At 62.9% G+C, this 18,655-nt stretch carries 20 protein-coding genes; all 20 read right to left on the bottom strand.

The features are described from left to right. Positions 1 to 641: hypothetical protein (locus Q4C89_RS09310; protein ID WP_303102330.1), on the bottom strand; the 641-nt coding region annotated here is incomplete at its 3' end. Next, positions 641 to 1,057 carry a hypothetical protein gene (locus tag Q4C89_RS09315; RefSeq protein ID WP_303102331.1) on the bottom strand — a complete coding sequence of 139 codons (417 nt, stop codon included), beginning with the start codon at positions 1,055 to 1,057 and terminating at the stop codon, positions 641 to 643. The genes Q4C89_RS09310 and Q4C89_RS09315, both read right to left, overlap by 1 nt. Further along, positions 1,050 to 2,465, bottom strand: coding sequence for a hypothetical protein (locus Q4C89_RS09320; protein WP_303102332.1), 1,416 nt, complete (start codon positions 2,463 to 2,465; stop codon positions 1,050 to 1,052). Before Q4C89_RS09320 ends, Q4C89_RS09315 begins: the two co-directional genes overlap by 8 nt. Positions 2,466 to 2,475: 10 nt before the next feature. Next, complete coding sequence (locus Q4C89_RS09325) at positions 2,476 to 8,148, bottom strand: phage tail tape measure protein (RefSeq protein ID WP_303102333.1); 5,673 nt, start codon at positions 8,146 to 8,148, stop codon at positions 2,476 to 2,478. Between the two features lie 2 nt (positions 8,149 to 8,150). Next, positions 8,151 to 8,468 carry a hypothetical protein gene (locus Q4C89_RS09330; protein WP_303102334.1) on the bottom strand — a complete coding sequence of 106 codons (318 nt, stop codon included), beginning with the start codon at positions 8,466 to 8,468 and terminating at the stop codon, positions 8,151 to 8,153. Between the two features lie 26 nt (positions 8,469 to 8,494). After that, entirely contained in the window at positions 8,495 to 8,968 is a 474-nt protein-coding gene (locus tag Q4C89_RS09335) for a hypothetical protein (RefSeq protein WP_303102335.1), read from the bottom strand. A gap of 243 nt (positions 8,969 to 9,211) precedes the next feature. Continuing rightward, complete coding sequence (locus tag Q4C89_RS09340; protein WP_303102336.1) at positions 9,212 to 9,706, bottom strand: hypothetical protein; 495 nt, start codon at positions 9,704 to 9,706, stop codon at positions 9,212 to 9,214. Between the two features lie 3 nt (positions 9,707 to 9,709). Next, the gene (locus tag Q4C89_RS09345) at positions 9,710 to 10,045 is read right to left on the bottom strand and encodes a hypothetical protein (protein WP_303102337.1); all 336 of its coding nucleotides are present in this window, start codon (positions 10,043 to 10,045) and stop codon (positions 9,710 to 9,712) included. Then, positions 10,042 to 10,416, bottom strand: a complete 375-nt coding sequence (locus Q4C89_RS09350) for an HK97 gp10 family phage protein (RefSeq protein WP_303102338.1) — start codon at positions 10,414 to 10,416, stop codon at positions 10,042 to 10,044. Before Q4C89_RS09350 ends, Q4C89_RS09345 begins: the two co-directional genes overlap by 4 nt. 1 nt (position 10,417) lies before the next feature. Next, the gene (locus Q4C89_RS09355; protein ID WP_303102339.1) at positions 10,418 to 10,738 is read right to left on the bottom strand and encodes a hypothetical protein; all 321 of its coding nucleotides are present in this window, start codon (positions 10,736 to 10,738) and stop codon (positions 10,418 to 10,420) included. Next, complete coding sequence (locus Q4C89_RS09360; protein WP_303102340.1) at positions 10,738 to 11,103, bottom strand: hypothetical protein; 366 nt, start codon at positions 11,101 to 11,103, stop codon at positions 10,738 to 10,740. The genes Q4C89_RS09355 and Q4C89_RS09360 overlap by 1 nt, the downstream gene beginning before the upstream one ends. After that, entirely contained in the window at positions 11,103 to 11,348 is a 246-nt protein-coding gene (locus Q4C89_RS09365; protein WP_303102341.1) for a hypothetical protein, read from the bottom strand. The genes Q4C89_RS09360 and Q4C89_RS09365 overlap by 1 nt, the downstream gene beginning before the upstream one ends. A gap of 63 nt (positions 11,349 to 11,411) precedes the next feature. Continuing rightward, positions 11,412 to 12,269, bottom strand: a complete 858-nt coding sequence (locus Q4C89_RS09370) for a hypothetical protein (RefSeq protein ID WP_303102342.1) — start codon at positions 12,267 to 12,269, stop codon at positions 11,412 to 11,414. A 38-nt stretch (positions 12,270 to 12,307) separates the two neighbouring features. Beyond that, positions 12,308 to 12,892, bottom strand: a complete 585-nt coding sequence (locus Q4C89_RS09375) for a hypothetical protein (RefSeq protein ID WP_303102343.1) — start codon at positions 12,890 to 12,892, stop codon at positions 12,308 to 12,310. Positions 12,893 to 13,172: 280 nt separating this feature from the next. Next, complete coding sequence (locus tag Q4C89_RS09380; protein ID WP_303102344.1) at positions 13,173 to 13,889, bottom strand: hypothetical protein; 717 nt, start codon at positions 13,887 to 13,889, stop codon at positions 13,173 to 13,175. A 13-nt stretch (positions 13,890 to 13,902) separates the two neighbouring features. After that, positions 13,903 to 14,667, bottom strand: a complete 765-nt coding sequence (locus Q4C89_RS09385; protein WP_303102345.1) for a minor capsid protein — start codon at positions 14,665 to 14,667, stop codon at positions 13,903 to 13,905. Further along, positions 14,664 to 15,998 carry a hypothetical protein gene (locus tag Q4C89_RS09390; RefSeq protein WP_303102346.1) on the bottom strand — a complete coding sequence of 445 codons (1,335 nt, stop codon included), beginning with the start codon at positions 15,996 to 15,998 and terminating at the stop codon, positions 14,664 to 14,666. Before Q4C89_RS09390 ends, Q4C89_RS09385 begins: the two co-directional genes overlap by 4 nt. 11 nt (positions 15,999 to 16,009) lie before the next feature. Next, the gene (locus Q4C89_RS09395; protein ID WP_303102347.1) at positions 16,010 to 17,290 is read right to left on the bottom strand and encodes a terminase family protein; all 1,281 of its coding nucleotides are present in this window, start codon (positions 17,288 to 17,290) and stop codon (positions 16,010 to 16,012) included. A 58-nt stretch (positions 17,291 to 17,348) separates the two neighbouring features. Continuing rightward, complete coding sequence (locus Q4C89_RS09400; protein ID WP_303102348.1) at positions 17,349 to 18,029, bottom strand: HNH endonuclease; 681 nt, start codon at positions 18,027 to 18,029, stop codon at positions 17,349 to 17,351. Next, positions 18,026 to 18,187: a hypothetical protein gene (locus Q4C89_RS09405; protein WP_303102349.1), complete on the bottom strand. Its 162-nt coding sequence runs from the start codon at positions 18,185 to 18,187 to the stop codon at positions 18,026 to 18,028. The genes Q4C89_RS09400 and Q4C89_RS09405 overlap by 4 nt, the downstream gene beginning before the upstream one ends. Positions 18,188 to 18,655: the final 468 nt, after the last annotated feature.

Below are 18,655 nucleotides of genomic sequence, written 5' to 3' on the forward strand. Positions count from 1 at the left end.
AGGTTGGCAGCAGCGCGTTCTGCTCGGTCAGCACTCTGCGCGGTATCGGCCAGCGCTTTATCGACCCGCGCCACCGTTCCTGCTGCCGCCTGCTGAGCCGCTGAGTCCACGCGGCTGTCTAAATTGGCGATGGTCTCTGCGGCTGCCCTTTCAGCGGCCTGTGCGACAGTCGCCGCACCTTCGGCACGCTCAGCAGCTTGGAGGCCACGCTCCCGGAGTACGGCCAGTGCCTGCCGCTCGCCTGGCAAGATCACGTCCATGCCCCCGCTGGCGTCTCCGATGTTGCTCAGGTCCCAGATACCGGGTACGTCCGGCGAGCCGACAGGCAGGCCCGTCAGCGTCAGCGGCACCAGAGCATGGGGTGGTGTGACCCCCACCGGGTACTCGGGGTAGATAGAAAGCGTAATCCAGGCAGGCAGTCGCCCCCCGGCTTCCCGACCAACGACCTTGAGGGGGGTTTTGCCGTCCAGTGCAGTGAGTTTGGCGAGACGCCCCTGCACCAGGACGGCGCGGCCCTGGTCGTCACCGGAGGCGATAACTGGCCCGACCGTCGTGCCGTTGTAGGTGATCTTGACCGCGCCCCCCGTGGCCCCATCGGGCAACTGAATCAGCGTGTCCTGGCTAATCGTAAGTACAGTCATCAGACTCCCTTGGCCCCAAGGGGCAATGCAGCCGGGTCAGGCATCCGGCGCGGAATGAGGGTGATGGTGACGTTGGCAAAATTGCTTTCGTCGCCCGCTGGTGTCCAGATCAGCGAAGCACCCTGCACCTCTTCCGCAGGGCGCTGGCCCCGGCGGTACTGGGTGCAGCCGTGCAAGAACCAGCGCCACCAATCCAGTACGGAGAAAAGCGATTCCTCGTCGTCGGCATCCCACAGGCCCGTGAGTTGCACCGGGGCCGGAGTAGGGAGGCCGTCAGATAGGTCATGCACGATGAGGCTGCCCCGTGCCCGGACCAGATTGCTGGGAATGGCCGGAGAGGAGCCAGCAGGCCGCATGGTGGCAGGCAACTCGCGCCAACCCACCGCCGAATTGAATAGGACGTACAACTCAGCCATAGCTCAGTGCCTCGGTTGTGCAGAGTGTGCTGCATTCATCCGCGTTCCAGGTCACAGTGGCCGAAGCGACCTGCTGCCCGAATGCCCGGAAGGGCGGGATGTGCCAACCGGGGAGCCGAAACTCGTAGCGAGGCGACGTGCGGAATGGCTTGTCCCAGCCGTCGGGCATGACGACGTTGGCGAGATTCGGGAACAGCCGTTTGGCCCGGATTCGGGCGGGTTGCACCGTCATCTCTATGCGGTGCCCGTTGGTTTGGGAGATGCTCACCATCGCCTGGAGCAGACTGCCCGCAAACTGCTCAGGGACGGAGAACTTTACGGTAAACATGCCGATAGACCCTGCTGTGCGTGGAATCATGACTTGCGGTGCTCCCAGCCCTTGCCACACGCCGTCTTTCTCAACGTAGAGCGTCATCTCTATAGTCGTTCCGTCGTCCCGACTGGTCTGCACTTCCTTGATTGGCTGTGGCGTGTTGGTGGTGTCCGTGCCAGTAGACGGCTCGCCTTGAGCAGAGATACCTCCTGAGGTCTCGGGGACGAATGTAAATTCCTTGCGCTGCTCGGCCACTCCCCCTATGTAGACGCTCAGCGTGATTTCAGCTTCACGAATGCGCTGCTCGTCGGTGTCTGTCGGATACGTCCAAGTCCAGAACCAGTTGCCGTACCGCCTCGGGAGAATGTTGCTCTGGCGCTCATACCCCTTCGGTGGCGTCCCGATAAACGTGTCGTACACGGCAGATTGCCCTACCACTGGCAGATAGTCGTCTGACTGCCCAGGGGCAGAAAGCACCACATTCGCTTCTGCCTCGGCAATCGCTGGGTCTGCTTTCGCCTGCCCCGTGCGCCGAACGGCATACATTGGCGTGGTCCGCTTGTAGACGTATTTTTTCCATCCCTCGCCAGGGTCGAACAGCGCATCTGTAACCGCATCTGGGTAAGTCGGCCCGATGTACCGCACGTCGTAAGCCATGTGCGTCACGTCTTCGCCCCCAGACGGCACCCAGGCTACTTCGCTCCCGTCTGGCCGCAGTCCTATGTCCGCGTCAGGGTATTGGCCCAGCACGCGCTCAAGGGCATCCGAGAGGGTCTCCGTTGATGCTGCGAAGACGCCCGCCAGCCCCCCGCCCAGCCCACCCAGGGCGCACCGATGCAGTGCCATCAGGCCAACCTGCGCCAGTTGCCCGTCGGCATCGCTGATGGTGTCGGGAACGCCCAGGAAGACACGCTGCTGCTGCCCAGCCCCAATGAGGTCGAGCAACCAAAGGCTGTTGCGCCCGCTTGTGGTGGTATTAACCGGGCGAACGGTGGCGCTCTGACAGGTGCCCGCGCCGCCATAACTGCATTCCGCACTGATGATTTCTTGGTCCGCACCTGCAAGTTGCATTCCTTTCGTATTCCAGATGTGCATGTTCACCCCCTTACAGCCCGCGTGCGTCTCGCAGATTCGGCTTCAGTTCTGTGGCGGTCAGGATGCGTTCGAGGCGGTCTACCTGTGCCCCGAAAACTCCGGCCCCCCGCTCAATGGCCTGTCCACCGCCTTCAATACGCGGCGCGGCCCGCTCAACCACGGTGGCGATCGTCCCCATTACGTCGAAGCTCATGCTGGCTTCCACCTTGGGCATCTCCACCCTCACTGTTCGGAGGGTGTCCCCCGACGTGCTGGGTGTTGTAGTGGTGGCTGTATCTGCTGGCTTGACATCAGTACCGAGTAGACCGAATTCCTTGGCAATTGGGGCCAGCACGTCGTCGTAGAACTTCTTGGCCTCCCCACTGGCCGCCCGAATCGCGGTTTGCAGGGCTGCTGCGTCCCCGGTCTTGAGGTAAGCGTCAATCGCTGGTCCGATGATCTTGGCGAGGACAGCCCGATTGATGAAACTTTCCGTCAGCCCGTCCAACACAGCCTTCCCGACACTGGACTTCAGCGACTTCTCGAACAGACTGAAATCATTTTTAGCCAATGCCTGTGAGAAACCGTCCTTGAATCCGTTGACGAAACCTCCCTCTACGCCAAGCGCGATGGCCTTTTTCATCTCGTCCACCTGTTCGGTGTAGTGGGTGGTCTCCCAGAACAGAATGCCCGTGGTATAGGTGCTGACCGTCCTGGTGCCGTAGCCGTTCTGAGAAAACTTGAACTGCTCGTTGTACTCCTTGGTAGCTTTAGCCGCCTCCTCGGCTGCCCGCTTGTTGCGGTTCCACCAGTTGAAGATGGTTGTAAGCGCCTGCACCGCCGCTCCGAAATAGTCGCCCTTGGCAATCGCCATGCCGAAGTTGGTCAGGTCGTTCACCATGCTGCCCAGGTCAGCCGCCCACTCGCCCGCCACCTTCTCGGACGTACCACCCAGCGCCTCCATCGCTCCGGTCACGACCGGGATGAGCTGCTTGGCATAGTTCGACCACTGGTTGATTTTTTTCTCTAAGCCCTGCTGCTTCTCGGTCTGAGCTTGCAACTGGGTGTAGGAAGCGATCAGCTTGTCGAGTTCTGCCGCCACGACCCCCGGCTTGCCCCGCAGGGCTTCCAGGGCGGCCAGCTCCGACGCGAAGGGCCGCGCACCCCCAGCCTGAATCTCAGTGAGCTTCTGACGGGCAGCGGCGAGGATTTCAGTGTTCTTGGCTGCCTCAGTGGTACGGCGGCTCTGCTCGGCCAGAATCGCCGTGAAGTCCTCAGCGTTCTGGGTCGAGGAGGCCGTTTCCAGCATCAGCACCAGTTGGGCATCGCTCATTCCCTTCAGGCTTTCGGCGTATTGGTCTCGGTCAAGCTTCTCAATAACCGAGTTCCAGCTCGCCTGAGCTTTGGCCGCGTCATCGGTGCGCCGCTTCATTTCGGCCAGTACTGCGTTGAACTGGTCGAGGTTCTCGGCGGCAGTGGCCGAGGCCAGAGCAGCCTGAAGTTCCTCTTCGGTGAGGTTTCGCAGGCTGTCCACCCACGTCCCACGTTCGATCTTCTCCAGGTTGTCCAGCCACGCCTGGTGCTTCTTGCTGGCGTCGTCTACCCGGCGTCCCTGTTCAGCCAAAATCGCGTTGTAGTCAGCGAGATTTCCCGCAGCAGCGGCCATGCCCAGCATCACGTCCAGCTCGGCGTCGCTCATGTTCTTGAGACCCGCCGTCCAGCGCGAGAAGTTGAGCTTGTTGACGTTGTCGTTCCAGGTGTCCTGACTCTTGCTGGCCTCGTCTGTGCGCCGGGCAAGTTCGGCCAACACTGCGTTGTAGCGGGCCACGTTCTGCTCCGCGACGGCGGCGCTCAGGGCGGCTTGCAACTGCGATTCGTCCAGGTCACGAAGACCTTTGACCCAGTTGCCTTCCGTGATCTTGTCGAGGTTGTCGAACCATGCTTCCTGTTTCTTGCCAGCATCGTCCACGCGCCGGAGCATTTCGGTTAGAACCGCGTTGTAGCGGCCCACGTTCTGCTCGGCTTCGGCGGTTGCCAGTGCAGACAGAAGCTGCTCTTCAGAGAAATCCTTCAGCCCCTTCGACCAGTTACCCTCACTGAGCTTGACCAGGTTGTCGTTCCAAGCGTCGGTCTTTTTGGTGACCTCGTCGGTACGGCGTCCCTGTTCGGCCAGCACGGCGTTGTACTCGCCTACGTTTTGGCTCAGTTCAGCGGACGCCAGCGCAGCGGCCAACTGCTCCGTGGTCATGTCCCGCAGGCTCTTGACCCAGGTGGCTTGCTGAATCTTGTCGAGGTTGTCGAGCCAACTGCGCTGAGCCTTCTCGGCATCGTCGGCCCGGCGGGCCTGTTCTGCCAGGACAGCGTTGTACCGGGAGACGTTCTCTTCAGCTTTGGCAGTCGCCAGTGCTGAATCGAGTTGGGCCGCTGACATGTCCCGTAGGCTGCTGACCCACTTGCCGTCTTCCAGCTTGTCGAGGTTATCCGTCCACGACTCATGTTTCTTGGCCGCCTCGTCGGTGCGGCGGGCCTGCTCGCTCAGGACAGCGTTGTAGCGGGAAACGTTCTGCTCAGCTTCGTAGGTGCTCAGGGCCGTTGCCAACTGGGCATTGGTCATGTCCCGTAGGCTCTTGACCCAGTTCGATTCGCTCAGTCGATCCAGATTGTCAGACCATGCCTCAACCTTCTTGCTGGCATCGTCGGCGCGGCGGTCAAGCTCGCCCATCACGTCGTTGTAGCGTTGCTGATTTCCAGCGGCCTCCAGCGACGCGGCAGACGCCCGCAGTTGCTCTTCGGTCAGGCCCTTCAGACCTTCCTTCCAGGCTTCGTACTCGCGCCCTTCAGCAATGGCCTTGCGACCCTGAGCGACGGCATCAGCTTCCCGGCGAGCCGCTTCAGCCGCCTTGTCATGGGCAGCGGCAGCGGCGTCCGAGCGGCGCTTCTGCTCGTCCCGAATGGCGTTGTACTTCTCGACCTCGCCCCTGGCGCGGGCGGTTGCCAGGGCGTTGGAGAGCTGGGCATCGGTGGCCGAGCGCAGACCCCGCACGTAGCGTTCCTGCGCCTCGCCCGCGATGATCTGAGCGCGGTTGTCGGCCAGTTGCTGTTGCTGGCGGCGAGTGGCTTCGGTGGCTTTGTCTTCAGCAGCCCGGACGGCGTCGGCACGGCGCTTTTGCTCGTCGCGGATGGCGTTGTACTTTTCGACCTCCCCCCGGCTCCGGGCCGTTTCCAGGGCCGAGCGAAGCTGAGCGTCCGTGGCCGAGCGTAGTCCCAGGACATAGCGTTCCTGAGCCTCATTGGCCGCGATTTGGGCGCGGTTGTCGGCCACCTGTTGCTGGTGGCGTCTGGTCGCTTCCGTAGCCTTTTCCTGGGCAGCAGTGGCAACTTCGGTTCGGCGGCGCTGCTCTTCCCGAATCGCGTTGTACTTCTCGGTTTCCCCTCTCGCCTTGGCCGTCTCCAGGGCGCTGGCAAGCTGGGCAGCGGTGGCCGAGCGCAGGTTCGCCACGTACCGTTCCATCGCCTCGCCCTGCTCAATCTGCTGGCGGTTGCGGGTCATCTCGTCGGCTAGCCCCTTGGCAGAGGCTTGAGCACCGCTGCTCTTGCTCTTGACGCTGTCCAACTCGCTGGTCACGGCTTGCAGCGCCTTGAGCCACTGGGCATAGGCAGGCGTGCCTTCCTGCACCGTCTTGAGCTTGCCGCGCAACTGTGCAGCGGCCTGCTCCAGCGTGCGGGTGTAAGTACTCAGGTCGATGTCGCCCACCTGACGCTCCAGCTTCAGGTCGCTGAAGGCGTCGAGGAAGGCTTTAGCGGTTGCCTCGGCAGCCTTTTTGACGTTGGGGCGGCCCGATTCGATGCCGACGACGAAGCCCTCGGAGGTGAATTCCCCGAGTTCCTTCATGACGCGGGAGGGCGACTGAATGTTCAGCACGCCTTTGACGCCTTCGACGACTTTGCTTCCCAAGGTGCGGGCAGCGGCGAGCACCAGGCGAGGCCCGGCTAGGATGCCGTTGACGAGTCCCTGCACGATGTCGAGACCCACGCCCTTCATGTCCACGCTACGCAGGTAGGACATGGCCCCTTCAATCGCGTCAGTGACAATTCCCTTTATCTGGCTCCACGTCTTCCGCGCCCATGCCACGACCTCGTCCCAGTTGCGGTAGAGCGCCACGCCCGCACCCACCAGCAGGCCGATAGCCGTTATCGCTAGACCGATAGGGCCAGTGAGGAAGGCGATGGCCGCACGCAGGGCCACGCTCGCGGTGGTGGCCGTCGTGGTGGCAACCGTCCAGGCCGCTTTGGCCGCTGTGACCGCCACGACCCCAGCGCGGTACAACCCGAAGGCGGCGGCTCCGGCCCCCACAGCAGCGGTAAGCGGAATCAGCACTTCCTTGTTCCGTTCGATGAAGCCGCTCAGCTTCTGGACGGTCACGATGGTCGTTTCGATGGCAGGCTTGACCGAGTTGTAGACGTTGACAGCGGCAGTGCCGAACTGTTTGGCGGTGTCGATCCCGCTCTTAATCATGCCGGGGAGCTTCTGCCCGACCTGGTCGAACGCCTTGGTCAGGTAGGGTACGGCTTCGTTCGCCATACCCAGCAGTTCCTTGCCGACGGGCAGCAGGGCCACCTGCACCTTGCGCCACATGCCCTCAGCCAGGGCACCGAAGCTGTTGTACTTGGCACTGAGGGACGCGGTGGCCCCTTCCATGTCCTTCATGGACTTGCCAGTCATGGACAGCGCTGCCGCACCCTTCTGCCCCAGGTCCTCGTACTGGGTGCCGATGAGCGCCACGCCCGCCTGCATCCGCAGGTTCTCGTCTTTCAGGCCCGCCAACTTGCCCTGCACCATCTGGAAGGCTTCAGCCGCCGTGACCTGCCCGCTCGCCATTTTCTTGGCGAGGTCTTCGGAGTTGATGCCAATGGATTCCAGCGCCTCAGCGACACCTTTGGAGCCGTCCTGAATGCGGACGCGGAATTCCTTGAACGCATCCGCCGCCCTGTCGGTGCCGAGTGCGCCCCCCTGTGCCCCGTTCTTGATGAGGTTGAAGAACTGCTCGGCAGAGGCCCCGCCGTTGGCGAACTGGGTCGAGTATTCGTTGACGGTATCGAGGAAGTCGCCGGAACGGTCAAGCCCTTCCTGAAAGCCCTTAGCAAGGAAGTCGGTGGCCTGCTGACTGGTTAGGCCGAATTGCTCCATCAGCGTCTTGGTGGCACTGACCGAGTCGGCCACTTCCACTCCAAAGGTCTTCTGGATAGCGAGTGCGCCTTCCGTCACCCGTTGCAGCTCGTCGTCTGCGAGGTCGCCCAATTGCTGCCGGACAATCCCTACGGCCTCGCCTGCCGCTCCCAGATTGTCCCCGAAATTGTTGGCGAACACCTGTTCGGCCACGGTGCCCAGGCGCTCAGCTTCTTCCCTGGTTTCTCCCAGCTTGGACTGGAACTCGTTGACGTTCTGGGCCGACTCCTGTGCCAGCCCCACGGTGCTCCCCACCAGGGCAGTCACGGCCCCGGTCAGAGCGACGAGGCCCCCGGCGGCAATGCCCACGCCCGCGCTGAACTTGGAGCCGAAACCAGACCCGGCCCGCTCCCCCGCGTCACTGGCACCGGCTTCGGCCTCGGCCAGACGCCGCTCGAAGTCGTCGAAGCGGGCCACCAAATCCACGTAAACTTCGGCGGCCTGACCCTGTCCGCCCACGCCTCCACCTGATGCCATGTTCACCCCCTTGCCGCTGCCCGCAATTCGCGGAGCTTGACGGCCCTGTGTGCCCACTTGGGCAACTTCCCTTTCTTGTGCAGTGCCAGCAGTTCCTGTGCTGCATCCGCTGGGACGCGGTGCTGCAATTCGGGCAGGTTGTAGTCCGCCATGAACGCGATGAAGGCGTCGTGGCTGATTTTCTGCTCGGCTGTGAGTTGCCCGTCCGGGCGCGGTTCAGGCGGCTCAGCAAGGGATTTGCGGGCCTCTTCGGGGAGGCGAGAAAAGTGGTACTCCCGTATTGCCCGGTCCCGCAGGTACAGGACGGTGGACAGTTCCACGTCCAGGTCCTCGATGTCTTCAGCCGTTAGACAGTCCCACTCCCAGGGTCGGACTCCGTAGAAGGCTGAGAAGATGGCCTTGAGGTAACTGCGAGGGCGTCGAGCGCTCTTGGGGTGAGTCGGGCCGCCGTCGCCTGCACGGCCCGCTCCAGAGCCTTTCCCTCGGGAATGACCCCGTTCACGTAGGCGTACTGAAGCTGATTCATGGCGGTCTGGTCGGCATCTTCCAGCACTTCCCGCACAATTCGGCGGTCGGAGCCTTGGTCCATCCGCGTCAACAGCAGGTCGGCCAGCATCTCGCGCAGGTCGTCCTCGGACTTGCAGGTCTGGAGCCTCGCCTGAAACTTCTTGCGCTCACGCCCGGTGGCTGAGCGCAGATACAGGGTCAACTGCTTGGGCACATCGGTAATGCCCTGTTCTTCTAGGGCTTCACGGGCGTCGTCGGTGATGGGGTAGGGCGTGGGTTTGCCCCGGCTGCCCCACTGAAGTTCAGCGGCCATTCATAACCTCCAGAGTGACCCGCGCCGTGTTGGCGGGGCGTTTGAGACGCATGGCGTCTTTGGGTAGCTCCAAAACGAGCTTTTCTTTTGTTTCGGTGTCCTGAAAAGTGAGGCGGCGGCGGGTAAGTCCGCTCTGCACGACCAGCAGACCCGCAAAAAGACGCCCATCCTCCAGAGGATGAGCGCCTGTGATGAAGGCCACTGGTTCGCCGCCACGCCGAGCCAGTGAGAAAAGGGCCATGCTCAGCCCGTGGTGGCGGGTGCAGTGGGGGTGTCAGGCGCGGCCTGGTGTGGCCCCTTCAGCTCGCCGCTGATACCCGCCGTGAAGCTGTAGGTCGTGGCGTTGTCCGACGGGCTGGGCAGCGCCGCGTTGGTCAGCGTAGCGAACCCGCCTTCCCACTCTTCGGCGGGGGCGTCTTCGTCGAGTGCCCGCTCCATGTAAATCTGGTCCCCGTTCAGGATGGCCTTACGCAGTCGGTAGACGGGTTCGCGCAGTGCCTTGTCCTGGGGCAGGTCCCCACTGACGGTGAAGGTCACGTTGCTGCCCGTGCCCCTGGTGGCCGAGCCGCCGTTGGTCTTGTAGTACTTCTTGGTGACGCTGGTGGCCGTGATCGGGGTGTCGCTGGTGGTCACATTGGGGAGGTAGAAGAACGCGGCAGTGGCGGGGCGGGCCGTGCCGCCCTTGGGCACGATGGCGTAGCGGACGGCATTTTCATCACCGATATGGAATTCAGGCATGGGTCATCTCCGGTAGTCGGCTCTCCAGCCGAACTGAGAGGTTTCGGGGTCACGGAGCTGCCCGCCGCCGTCCGGTCTGCACCGTAGGGCGAGCAGCTTGCTTCTGGCCTGTTGGTGCAGGCCGATGGCCGCGTCCAGGCTGTTTGCCCAGACGCTGACCTGAATGCGAGTCACGGTAGACGCGGAGCCGTAGCGGGCGCGGTCCACCCAGTCAATGAGGTCGAGGCGGATGAGGGGAGCTTCGTCTTCGGGCAGTTCCTGGTCGGGCAGGTAGACTCGCTCAGTCAGCTCCAGCAGGGCCGCGTAAGCGTCGGCCAGTACGTCATACGGCCCGGTCACGGCGAACCACGCTCACGTTCCTTGTCCGCCGCCGGGCGCAGGAAGGGGCGGGCGGCCATGCGCCGCGTCCCGAATTCCAGGTACAGCGCGTAGTCCACGTTCGTTCCCACGCGCCAGTGCAGAGGGCTGATGCGTAGGGCCGTGATGGACTGACGCAGGCGGCCCGTGTTGACCGCCGGGGCCTCGCCTGGTGCGCTGGCCTGATGGGTGCTGTGCGGCTCGGTCCTGTGGCCGGTGCGGTAGGTGCGGCCCGTGCCGGGTCGGGACAGTTCCTCGACAATGCCGTTTCGTAGGCGCTGCGCCCGATTGGCGAGTTCCTGCTGAAGCACGGCCATGCCCGCTTCCCGCACGCTGCTGAAGTCGGCTGGCACGCTACTTCACCTCCTCGGCAATCACCTTGGTGTAGCTGGTCCTGACCTCCACCAGCGCTGCCTTCCAGTCCTTGCCGCGGAAGCGCAGACGGTCACCGATGACCACGACCACTCCCGCAGGTAGACGCACCCTCCAACGCTGAGTAGCCGCACTCAGGCCCAGCTTGACGGCCTCAGCCGCGCCCAGGTTGGTCACCAGCGCCTTGTGCGTCTCGCCCGGCGTGTAGGTCGGTGGGCTGATCTCGCCGCCCAGTCGCCCCTTCTGCCCTGGCACCTGCACCAGCAGGGTCACGTCCTCGTCGCGGAACTGGGGGAGCAGCATTACCAGCCGCCCCATTTGATGGTGCTGTCCCAGGTTTCGGCGCTGGTGGCCTCGGGCGGGATGCGAGCGGCCACCCACTCGGCGTCCATCTCGCGCAGATTTTGCAGCGTTGTAGTCAGGTCGCCTTCCTGCTCAGACACGTCGCCTTCCGTGCGCTGCTTGATGCGGGGCCGTGACAGGTAGGCAATGGCCGTTTTGTAGGGGCGGTAGAACATCTGCTGCACGCCGTCCACCGGGCGCACGATGCCGTCGTCGGTCAGTTGGGCCAGCCACTGCTCAGGCGTCCAGCCGCCCACGTCCCCTACCTGTCGCTGAGCCAGGGCGATGCACGCGGGAGCGTCTCGCGGGTTGGTCTGCCCGGTCATTACTGGCCTTCGCTGTCAGCGGCGATGGCTTCGTCGAGCAGGGCCTGCAACTTCTTGTAGCCGGTGTTGGGCTGGTACTTCACGCCGCGCTTGTCGAGTTCCATCTTGACCGCCACGACGGGGTCAGAGGTTTCTTCCAGGTCACGGTTCTTGCGGGCGTCCGGCAGGAAGCGGCCCGACGCCTCGAAGACCTGTCCGCTTTCTTTGTGGCGGAACCAGGCGCTGTCTTGTTTCTCGTCGCTCATGGGCACCTCGGGGAACGAAAAAAGCCCCCCGGTCAGGGAGGCTCAGTCGGTCCAGGGGGAAAGTTACTTGCTGATCTGGCCCTTGCTGAAGGTGCCGACGGCGAAGCCCTTGGGCTGAAGGTTCTTGGCTCCGTAGACGTGCAGGCCCTTCACGCCAGTGCCGAACTTGCGCTCGGGGCGGTAGGTCTCGGTCTTGACGATGCTGTCGGCAAAGGTGATGTAGTCCTTGCCCATCAGAATCTTGTACTTGTCACCGTTCACGTTGGGGATGTTGTTGGACTGGTAGATGGTCACGCCGTCCACGCTGCCCGCCATGCCGTCCAGGGCAATCTTGTCGCCCAGGCCGCTGCCCCGGTCACCGAACTGCGCTTTCAGGGCGCGGATGAACCAGGGCGGCAGCACCACGCGGCGGTCCACCGTGGGCACGTTGGCTTCGTCGAGCTTCTGGGTCAGGTCGAGGAAGGCGTCGTAGGGCTTGGTCTGCCCACCCGCGAAGCCCACCACGATGGGGGCCGCGTCGGTGCCGACGAGGTTGCCCGCGTCCACCGAGCTGTGGAAGCTCGCCACGAAGATGTCACGCACGTCGCTCATGGCCTGGGCTGCACGCTTGGAACCTTCGTCCACCAGCTTGATGATGCTCTGCTGGGCGTCCACATCGTCCACGACGAAGTTGAAGTATTTCTTCTGGTCCACGACCAGTTCGAGGGCGGCGTCGTTCAGGCCCTCGGGTTCGTTCAGGGTGCCGCTGTAGTCGTTGACGGTCACTTCACCGACTTGCAGGATGCGGACGCTGCTGCCCGCGTCCTTAATTTCGCCTTCGTAGTTGCGGTTGGTGAAGGCCGCGCCGTAGACGAAGGTCTTGTCCAGGTGGGCCAGCAGGCGGGCCGACCAGAGTTTGGGCTGGCTAAGAGAAATAGGCACGGTTTTACCTCGCTGAATGGGGGCTTAGAGCCGGGGGCTTACTTGGTAGCCGTGGCCGGAGCCAGGGCCGCGTCGAAGGCCGCGTTGATGTCGGCAATGGAGCCGGACTCGACCGCACGCTCCAGCGTGGGCGCACCCGCCGCCGTACGCTGAGAACCGCCGCCGCCGTCGGGCGCGGTGGGCGTGGTGACGCCCGCCGGGGCGAGCGAGGGGAAATCGGTGTAGAGGGCATCCACCTTCAGGGAGCCGTCACTGTTCAGGTGCTTTTCAGGGTCCAGCACCCGCAGGGCGAGCTGCACGTCGCTGACCTTGCCGTCGAGCAGCTTGGTGCGCTCGGCGGTGGTGTCGCGTTCCTTGAAGGTGGCGACTTCGGCGGCGAGGGCCTCTTTTTCCGCCTTCAGCGCGTCGAGTTGAGTCTGAAGTTCGGCTTCCTTGCTGCTGTTCACTTTGGTCTCCAGGTCGGCCACTTTGGTTTTGAGCTGGTCGCGCTCGGTGGTGGCCGCGTTCAACTCGCTGAGCAGTCGGGCGTTCTCGCGGGCGAGCGCCATAGATTCGGCGGGCTGAAAAGCGGGCGCATTGGGCGTGGGGGCAGGGGCGGGCGGGGGGGTGACTTCGTCCGGCATGTTGGGTTCCTCCAGAAATGACAACGGGAGGCGTTTTAAGCCCCCTCGTTTCGATTGACCACAGTGCTGTAGCCCCCCGGCGTTCGCTGAGGCCCACAGACCCCTAACGTTCGCTTGTTGGGGCATGGGCGGAAACACTTGACCCCCGCTGTGCAGGTCAGCGGGGGTCAAAGCGCGTGAGAAAAATCCGCCCGTGTGTTACCAGGGCCTGCCACACAGCGGGACGCCAGCACACTACCGGGCGGGTAGCGGCTGGCGTGTGCAGTGCTGCAATGGTTATTTAAGGGGTTTTCGGATCAGTCAGAATGACCTTTTCGACGTCTTCCGCCGTGTACTCCCGCTGCTCTACACCATTGCCACGAGTGAACATCAATTTCAGCTTGGTGGTCTGAGGACTGAGAGTGTTCAGCTTAAAGTAGTAGATGTTCTGCCCAACCCATTTGCAACCTGCACTGGTACAGGAAGGCTTCCAGCTGCTGAGGTCTCCCTTCTTACTTGGTCCTGTTGACTCGAAACGTGCCAGTTCTGTTCCAGAAGAGTCCAGAGCAATGATCACCGCATTCCAATTCTCAGCGCTTTTACGTTCCAGAGCCTCGCCCTTGATGTAGACCAGTGTGCTCGCGGCGGCGCTCAGCACTTCGGGGGTTGGCTTGGCAGCTAGCTTTTCCGCTCGTGCACCGCAAATGTTGAACGCAGACCCACTGGGAGTCTGAAGGTCAATAGAATTGACCATTGCTTTGAGTCGAGCCACCGAGTCAGCATCTTTACCCAGGAAGGTGCGACTATCTCTCAAGTAGTTACCTTTGTTCGCCTTGACGGATTCGGCGCTGTACGCATCCTTCTCGGCTTGAGTGACCCTGGGCATAGATTCAATTCGGTAGCCTCTGTCACAAGCATCAGCCAGCCTTGCAGGCGAGCTGCTGAAAAGTTCGGGCAGTGTGGCCGCTCCTCCGAAGGATGCCGAAGCCAGCATCCCTACCATCAGGATTTTTCTCACCCTCTCAGTTTACTCACACCTTGTCGGGGATGACAGCAATCGCCACGCACCGGCAGTTCACCGGCTCGCCCGGATGACCGTCCGGCGGTGGGTCGTCCCACCGGAACCGCTTGCCGTTGCGCTTGGCGTGTTCAGGCCGTACCCGGCGGTCACTGGCGCTTTTCCAGATATACTCGGTGCAGCCCGCCTGTTCCTGGCTTTTCTTGGTGGCGTAGGCCGCCGCATTGCCCACTTCGTTCCGGGCGATCAGCGAAGCCCGTGACCGACTGACCCCCACACGGTCCTTGATGCGCTTGGTCATCTGGTCAATGCCCTGCCCACGCTTCAGCCCGTCCACAATCGCGTCGTGGATTTCCTGCCGGAAGCGCACAGGCTCATTGCCCCAGAACTCGCGCATTCGCCGCTCGGCCTCGTCCATCCATTCCAGCTGGAGCGTGGGCGGCACCGTGAAGGCGCTGGTGACCACCTGCGAGGCGGCGAACATCTCAGCCGTGCCGGTGATTCCAGCTTCGACAGCCTGCCTCACGGCCTGCACCAACTGGGGAGGTGGCTCGCCCAGTTCGGCGGCCACCTCGTCGAAGATGCTCAGCAACTGGTCTGCGTAGCCCAGCCGGGCGAGCGGACTGTCGAGTTCGGTGGCCGCCCGCAGCACCTCAATCAGCTCGGCCAGCTTCAGGTCTTCGTACAGGTACTGGATCACGGCCAGCGCCCGCGCCTCCAGTTCGTCGCCCCGCTCGCCCATCTCGCGGATGATGCGGTCAATCACGGCGTCGGTCATGCGCCGTTAGGCCGGGGCAGAGTGCCCGCCTCCTCCTGCGCCAGCGCCGCGTTGATGTGGGCCTCGGTGACCTCGGTGACGCCCAGGTTCTGAAGGCCGGACAGCCAAGCGGAAAGGGGCAGACCCGCCTTGTAATCCTCACGCAGGGCGACACGGGCGGATTCCACGTCGCGGGTGAAGTGGGGCTTCAAGGTGACCCGCCAGCCTGAGCGCAGTTCAGCCGGGCGCATGGCCGCCGCCAGCTCGTGCGCCTCGGTCAGCGCATCGGCCACGCTGTTGCCCAGGCTGGTGGTCGTCTCGGTGTAGGACTCGCGCTTCTCGGCCAGGGCTTCACCGCTCAGGTCGGCCCCGTCCACGTCGGGCATGTAGAGCGCCCCGCGCACGTCGGCCTTGGCGTCCCGCTCCTGCTCCCGGTATTCGGCCAGCTTCACGGGTTCCAGGCGCTCATAGCTGCCGCCGGAGTCCATGACCCGAATCTTGTTCGGCCCCACCGTCTTCAGCTCGGCCAGCATCGGGTTTCGCGGGTCACTCTTGGCGAGCTGGAACAGCTGGTCAGACTTGGCGACCCGTTCCTCGAAGCCCCCACGGTGGGCGATGAAGGCCAGCAGCACCGCCGCCTTCACGTAACGCCGGAAGGCGGGCAGGGCGGTCATGGCGAGGCCCTCGGGTTCCCGGTTGGCGTCCCGGCCCACCACGCGGAAGGCGATGGGCAAGCGGTCCGCTGCGTGCGGCTGAGGGAATTCCTCTTTCTGCCCTGTGGCGTACTTCTGCCAGTCCTCCAGGCCCCTGAACACTTCCATCATGCCGGGACTGAAGCGGCGCACCTGGAAGAGCGTTTTGCCGTCCGCCACGTAGCTGGTGACTTGCAGGACGGCCTGCACCTCGCTGGAATCCCCGGCTTCGTAGATGGGCCACAGGAAGCCGGTGAGGGTGCTGAGGCGCAGGCGGTTGTCCGGCCCGATGTAGGGGAAGTAGGCGAACTTGCCGGTGACCAATGCGTCGGTGGTGGCGTCCTGCACCAGGTCACGCCCCGCCTTGTTCAGTAGCACGCCGGGATTCAGCTCGGGCGGTTCGTTCTCGCCGTCCCACTCCCAGTTCAGCGTGCCCCGCGTCAGCGCCCGCACGTAGCGGTTGACCCCCTGCTGAAGGTGGTTCACCACGTCCTTGTTGGCGGTCAGCAGCTTGCTGTCCACACTGGGGAACAGCTCGCCAATCATCTGTTCCAGGCCGATGCCGCTGATGGCGTTGCGGGCATCCGTCTCGGTCTGACGAATGCCCGCAATCTGCGCCATCTGGCCCGCGATGAGGGCCGTAAGAATTGCTGTGTCCATAGTTGCCCCCTTCAGAGCGTGATGATGCCGCCGCCCGTCTTCGTGAACGCCGCGTGTCCGGCCAGCGCCCCGGCCCAGAATTCGTCCGCGTGGCCGTCCGCTTCACTTTCGGCGTCATAGCGGATGTTGCCCGCGCTGGTGGTCACCTTGCGGACCTTGTGCAGCGAGCGGCGCAGGCGGTCCTCTTCGGGAATGCGGATGGTGCGGTCCTCGAACATGCGCCGGAAGGTCGTGGCGAGATCGTTCTTGACCACCCCCGTGAACATCACGGGTTCCACCTTCGACCCGTGCCGCTCCTGTGCCTGCTCGGCGAGCTGCATCCCCAGGCCCGTGGCGTCGATACAGGCCCGCGTCACCGAGGGCAGCACCGCGTCCAGGCGCTCGGCCTGGTGAGCGAACCGCGCCCCCTGCATCCGCTCCAACATTCGCGTCCAGTACACGTCGCCCACCCGCTCCAGCAGCCACAGCACCGTCAGGTCTCGCCTGCGCCCGATGTCCACGCCCAGGTAACGCTCACTGCCCTTCAGCAGGTCACGCAGGTCGTAGGACATGGTGGCAAGCGGACTTTCGGCCCGGCCAATCAGCTCGTAGGACAGGAAGGCGGTGGCCTCGTCGAGGAACTCGCAGAGGTATTCCTGAGTCCACATTTCCTCATCGTCCAGACCGGCCTTCAGTTCCTCCGCGTCTACCGGCAGGCCCTGCTCGACCGCGTCATAGATGGTGACCTTGTGGCGACTCCAGACGGCCTGCCCGCTGGTGCGCTCGCCCTTGCCTTCCCACAGTTCGTAGAACTTGTTGTTGCGCCCGTTCGGGGTGCTGATGACCCGGATTTTGTAGTCCGGGCGGCGGGTGATGATGGGGTACAGCGCCCCCCAGATGGCCCGGCTGTCCTTATGGAAAGCGAACTCGTCGAGCAGCACGTTGCCGCTGTAGCCGCGTGCCGTGTCCGGGTTGGCAGGCAGGAAGATGTGACGGGAGCCGTTGGGCAGCCGGAGCTGGTATTCGGTGATGCGCTCGCCCGCGTCGGTGGTGAACCACCCTTCCATTTCCTCGGCGGCCATGCGGTAGGCCGCGAGGTGCTTCTTGGCGGTGTTGGCGAGTTCCAGGGCCTGACGTTCCCCGCGAGACAGATACACCCAGGTCGTCTCCCGTTCCAGCGAGTCGTCCACAGCTTCGAGCGTGGTGCTGAAGCTCTTGCCCGACTGACGGGACATCAGGCCGATCTTGAAGCGGCTCCGGTCCATCACCCAGCGGCGCTGGTACGGCAGGAGGATGGCACCCGGCGCGGTCATGCGGCACCTGCGGGCGGCTTATGGATTAAAAAAACCCCCGCAGTTGCAGGGGCTTTTTTTAGATGGAGAGATTTACTTGATTTCGCCATTGAATGAACTCCTGTGGTGTTTTGTCGCACTTGCTGGAGTTGCACGAGGGGCAGGCACAGCAGAGATTGGCAGGGAAGTTCGAGCCGCCTCTGGCTAGGGGGATTTTGTGGTCAACGTGGAAGTCGTGCAACTCACAGCCGCAGTAGTAGCAGCGCCCACCCTGTAGGTCAAACTTTCCAGCCACGTCGTGCGTCGTATGACTTCCCGCAGCCCCAGCCTTTCGCGCACGCTTCGCTCTCGAATACAGGGCGACCCTCTCGGGATTTTCACTGCGGTAAGACCGTTGATATTCCAGCACCCTTTCCCGATTTGCCCGATACCAGCTCGACTGGGCGCGGGCGATACCGACAGGGTTAGCTTGCCTGTACTGCCGTTTTTGCTCAAGAATGCGGCTTCTTTCGCGGTCGTACCTCTCTTTATCCTGCTGCCGCTTGCGCTCAGGATTTTTGGCGATGCATTTGCGATCCGATTCAGCTTTCTTCTCTGGGTTGCCCAACCGCCATTGGCGATTGCGTCGCAAAATCCTTTCAGGGCTGCGTGCATACCGCTCGCGTCGGGCTTGGTTTTCGCAGTCCCTGCAAGTCCCTCTATTGCGCTTCGGAAAGTCCGCCTCAGCCTTGGAAAGTCCGCACTTTTTGCAGATTGTCATGGCGCGTCCCCCACCCGCTTACTGCCGTCCTTCAAGCCCAAGCGATAGGCCGTCTCCACCATTGCCCGAATGTGCCGCCATTCGTCCAGACGGGTAGAGGGTTGACCTCCCTGCAAATCTTCTACCGTCAAGCCCAAATCCCAGGGAGAAGCGTCCATAACCTGCTCAACGCGAGCGTCTACGACACTGTCCAGCAATTCGGAAAGCGCTGGAAAAATCATCCCTTCGGAACCATGTATACTCATGCCGTACCTCTCTAGAGGAAGTCCAAGAAGCCCCGACGCTCCGCCAAGAACAGGCGGGGCTTTTTGGTTGGTGTATTCTATACTGGTATCGGTATTAGGTCAATACATAACGCTACCCCTAAATAGTGCTGCGGTATAGTTGGGTTATGGCTAAACAGACTCGTAGCCCTATGGTTACAGACCGACAGAAGCAGGTAGGAGTGCGCCTTTCTGAGCGCGAGTACAACGCAATAAAGCAGCGGGCCGATGCCGCAGGCTTGAGAGTTAGTCAGTACCTGCGCCTACTCGGTCTGAAGGATGCCAATTTTACGCCAGATACAAAATCCGATGGCTCATAGTGGATTCCGGGGAGCTGAGGTGAGCAAGAGAGACAGGAGTGGG

This window comes from Deinococcus sp., assembly GCF_030523985.1.
GTDB lineage: Bacteria > Deinococcota > Deinococci > Deinococcales > Deinococcaceae > Deinococcus.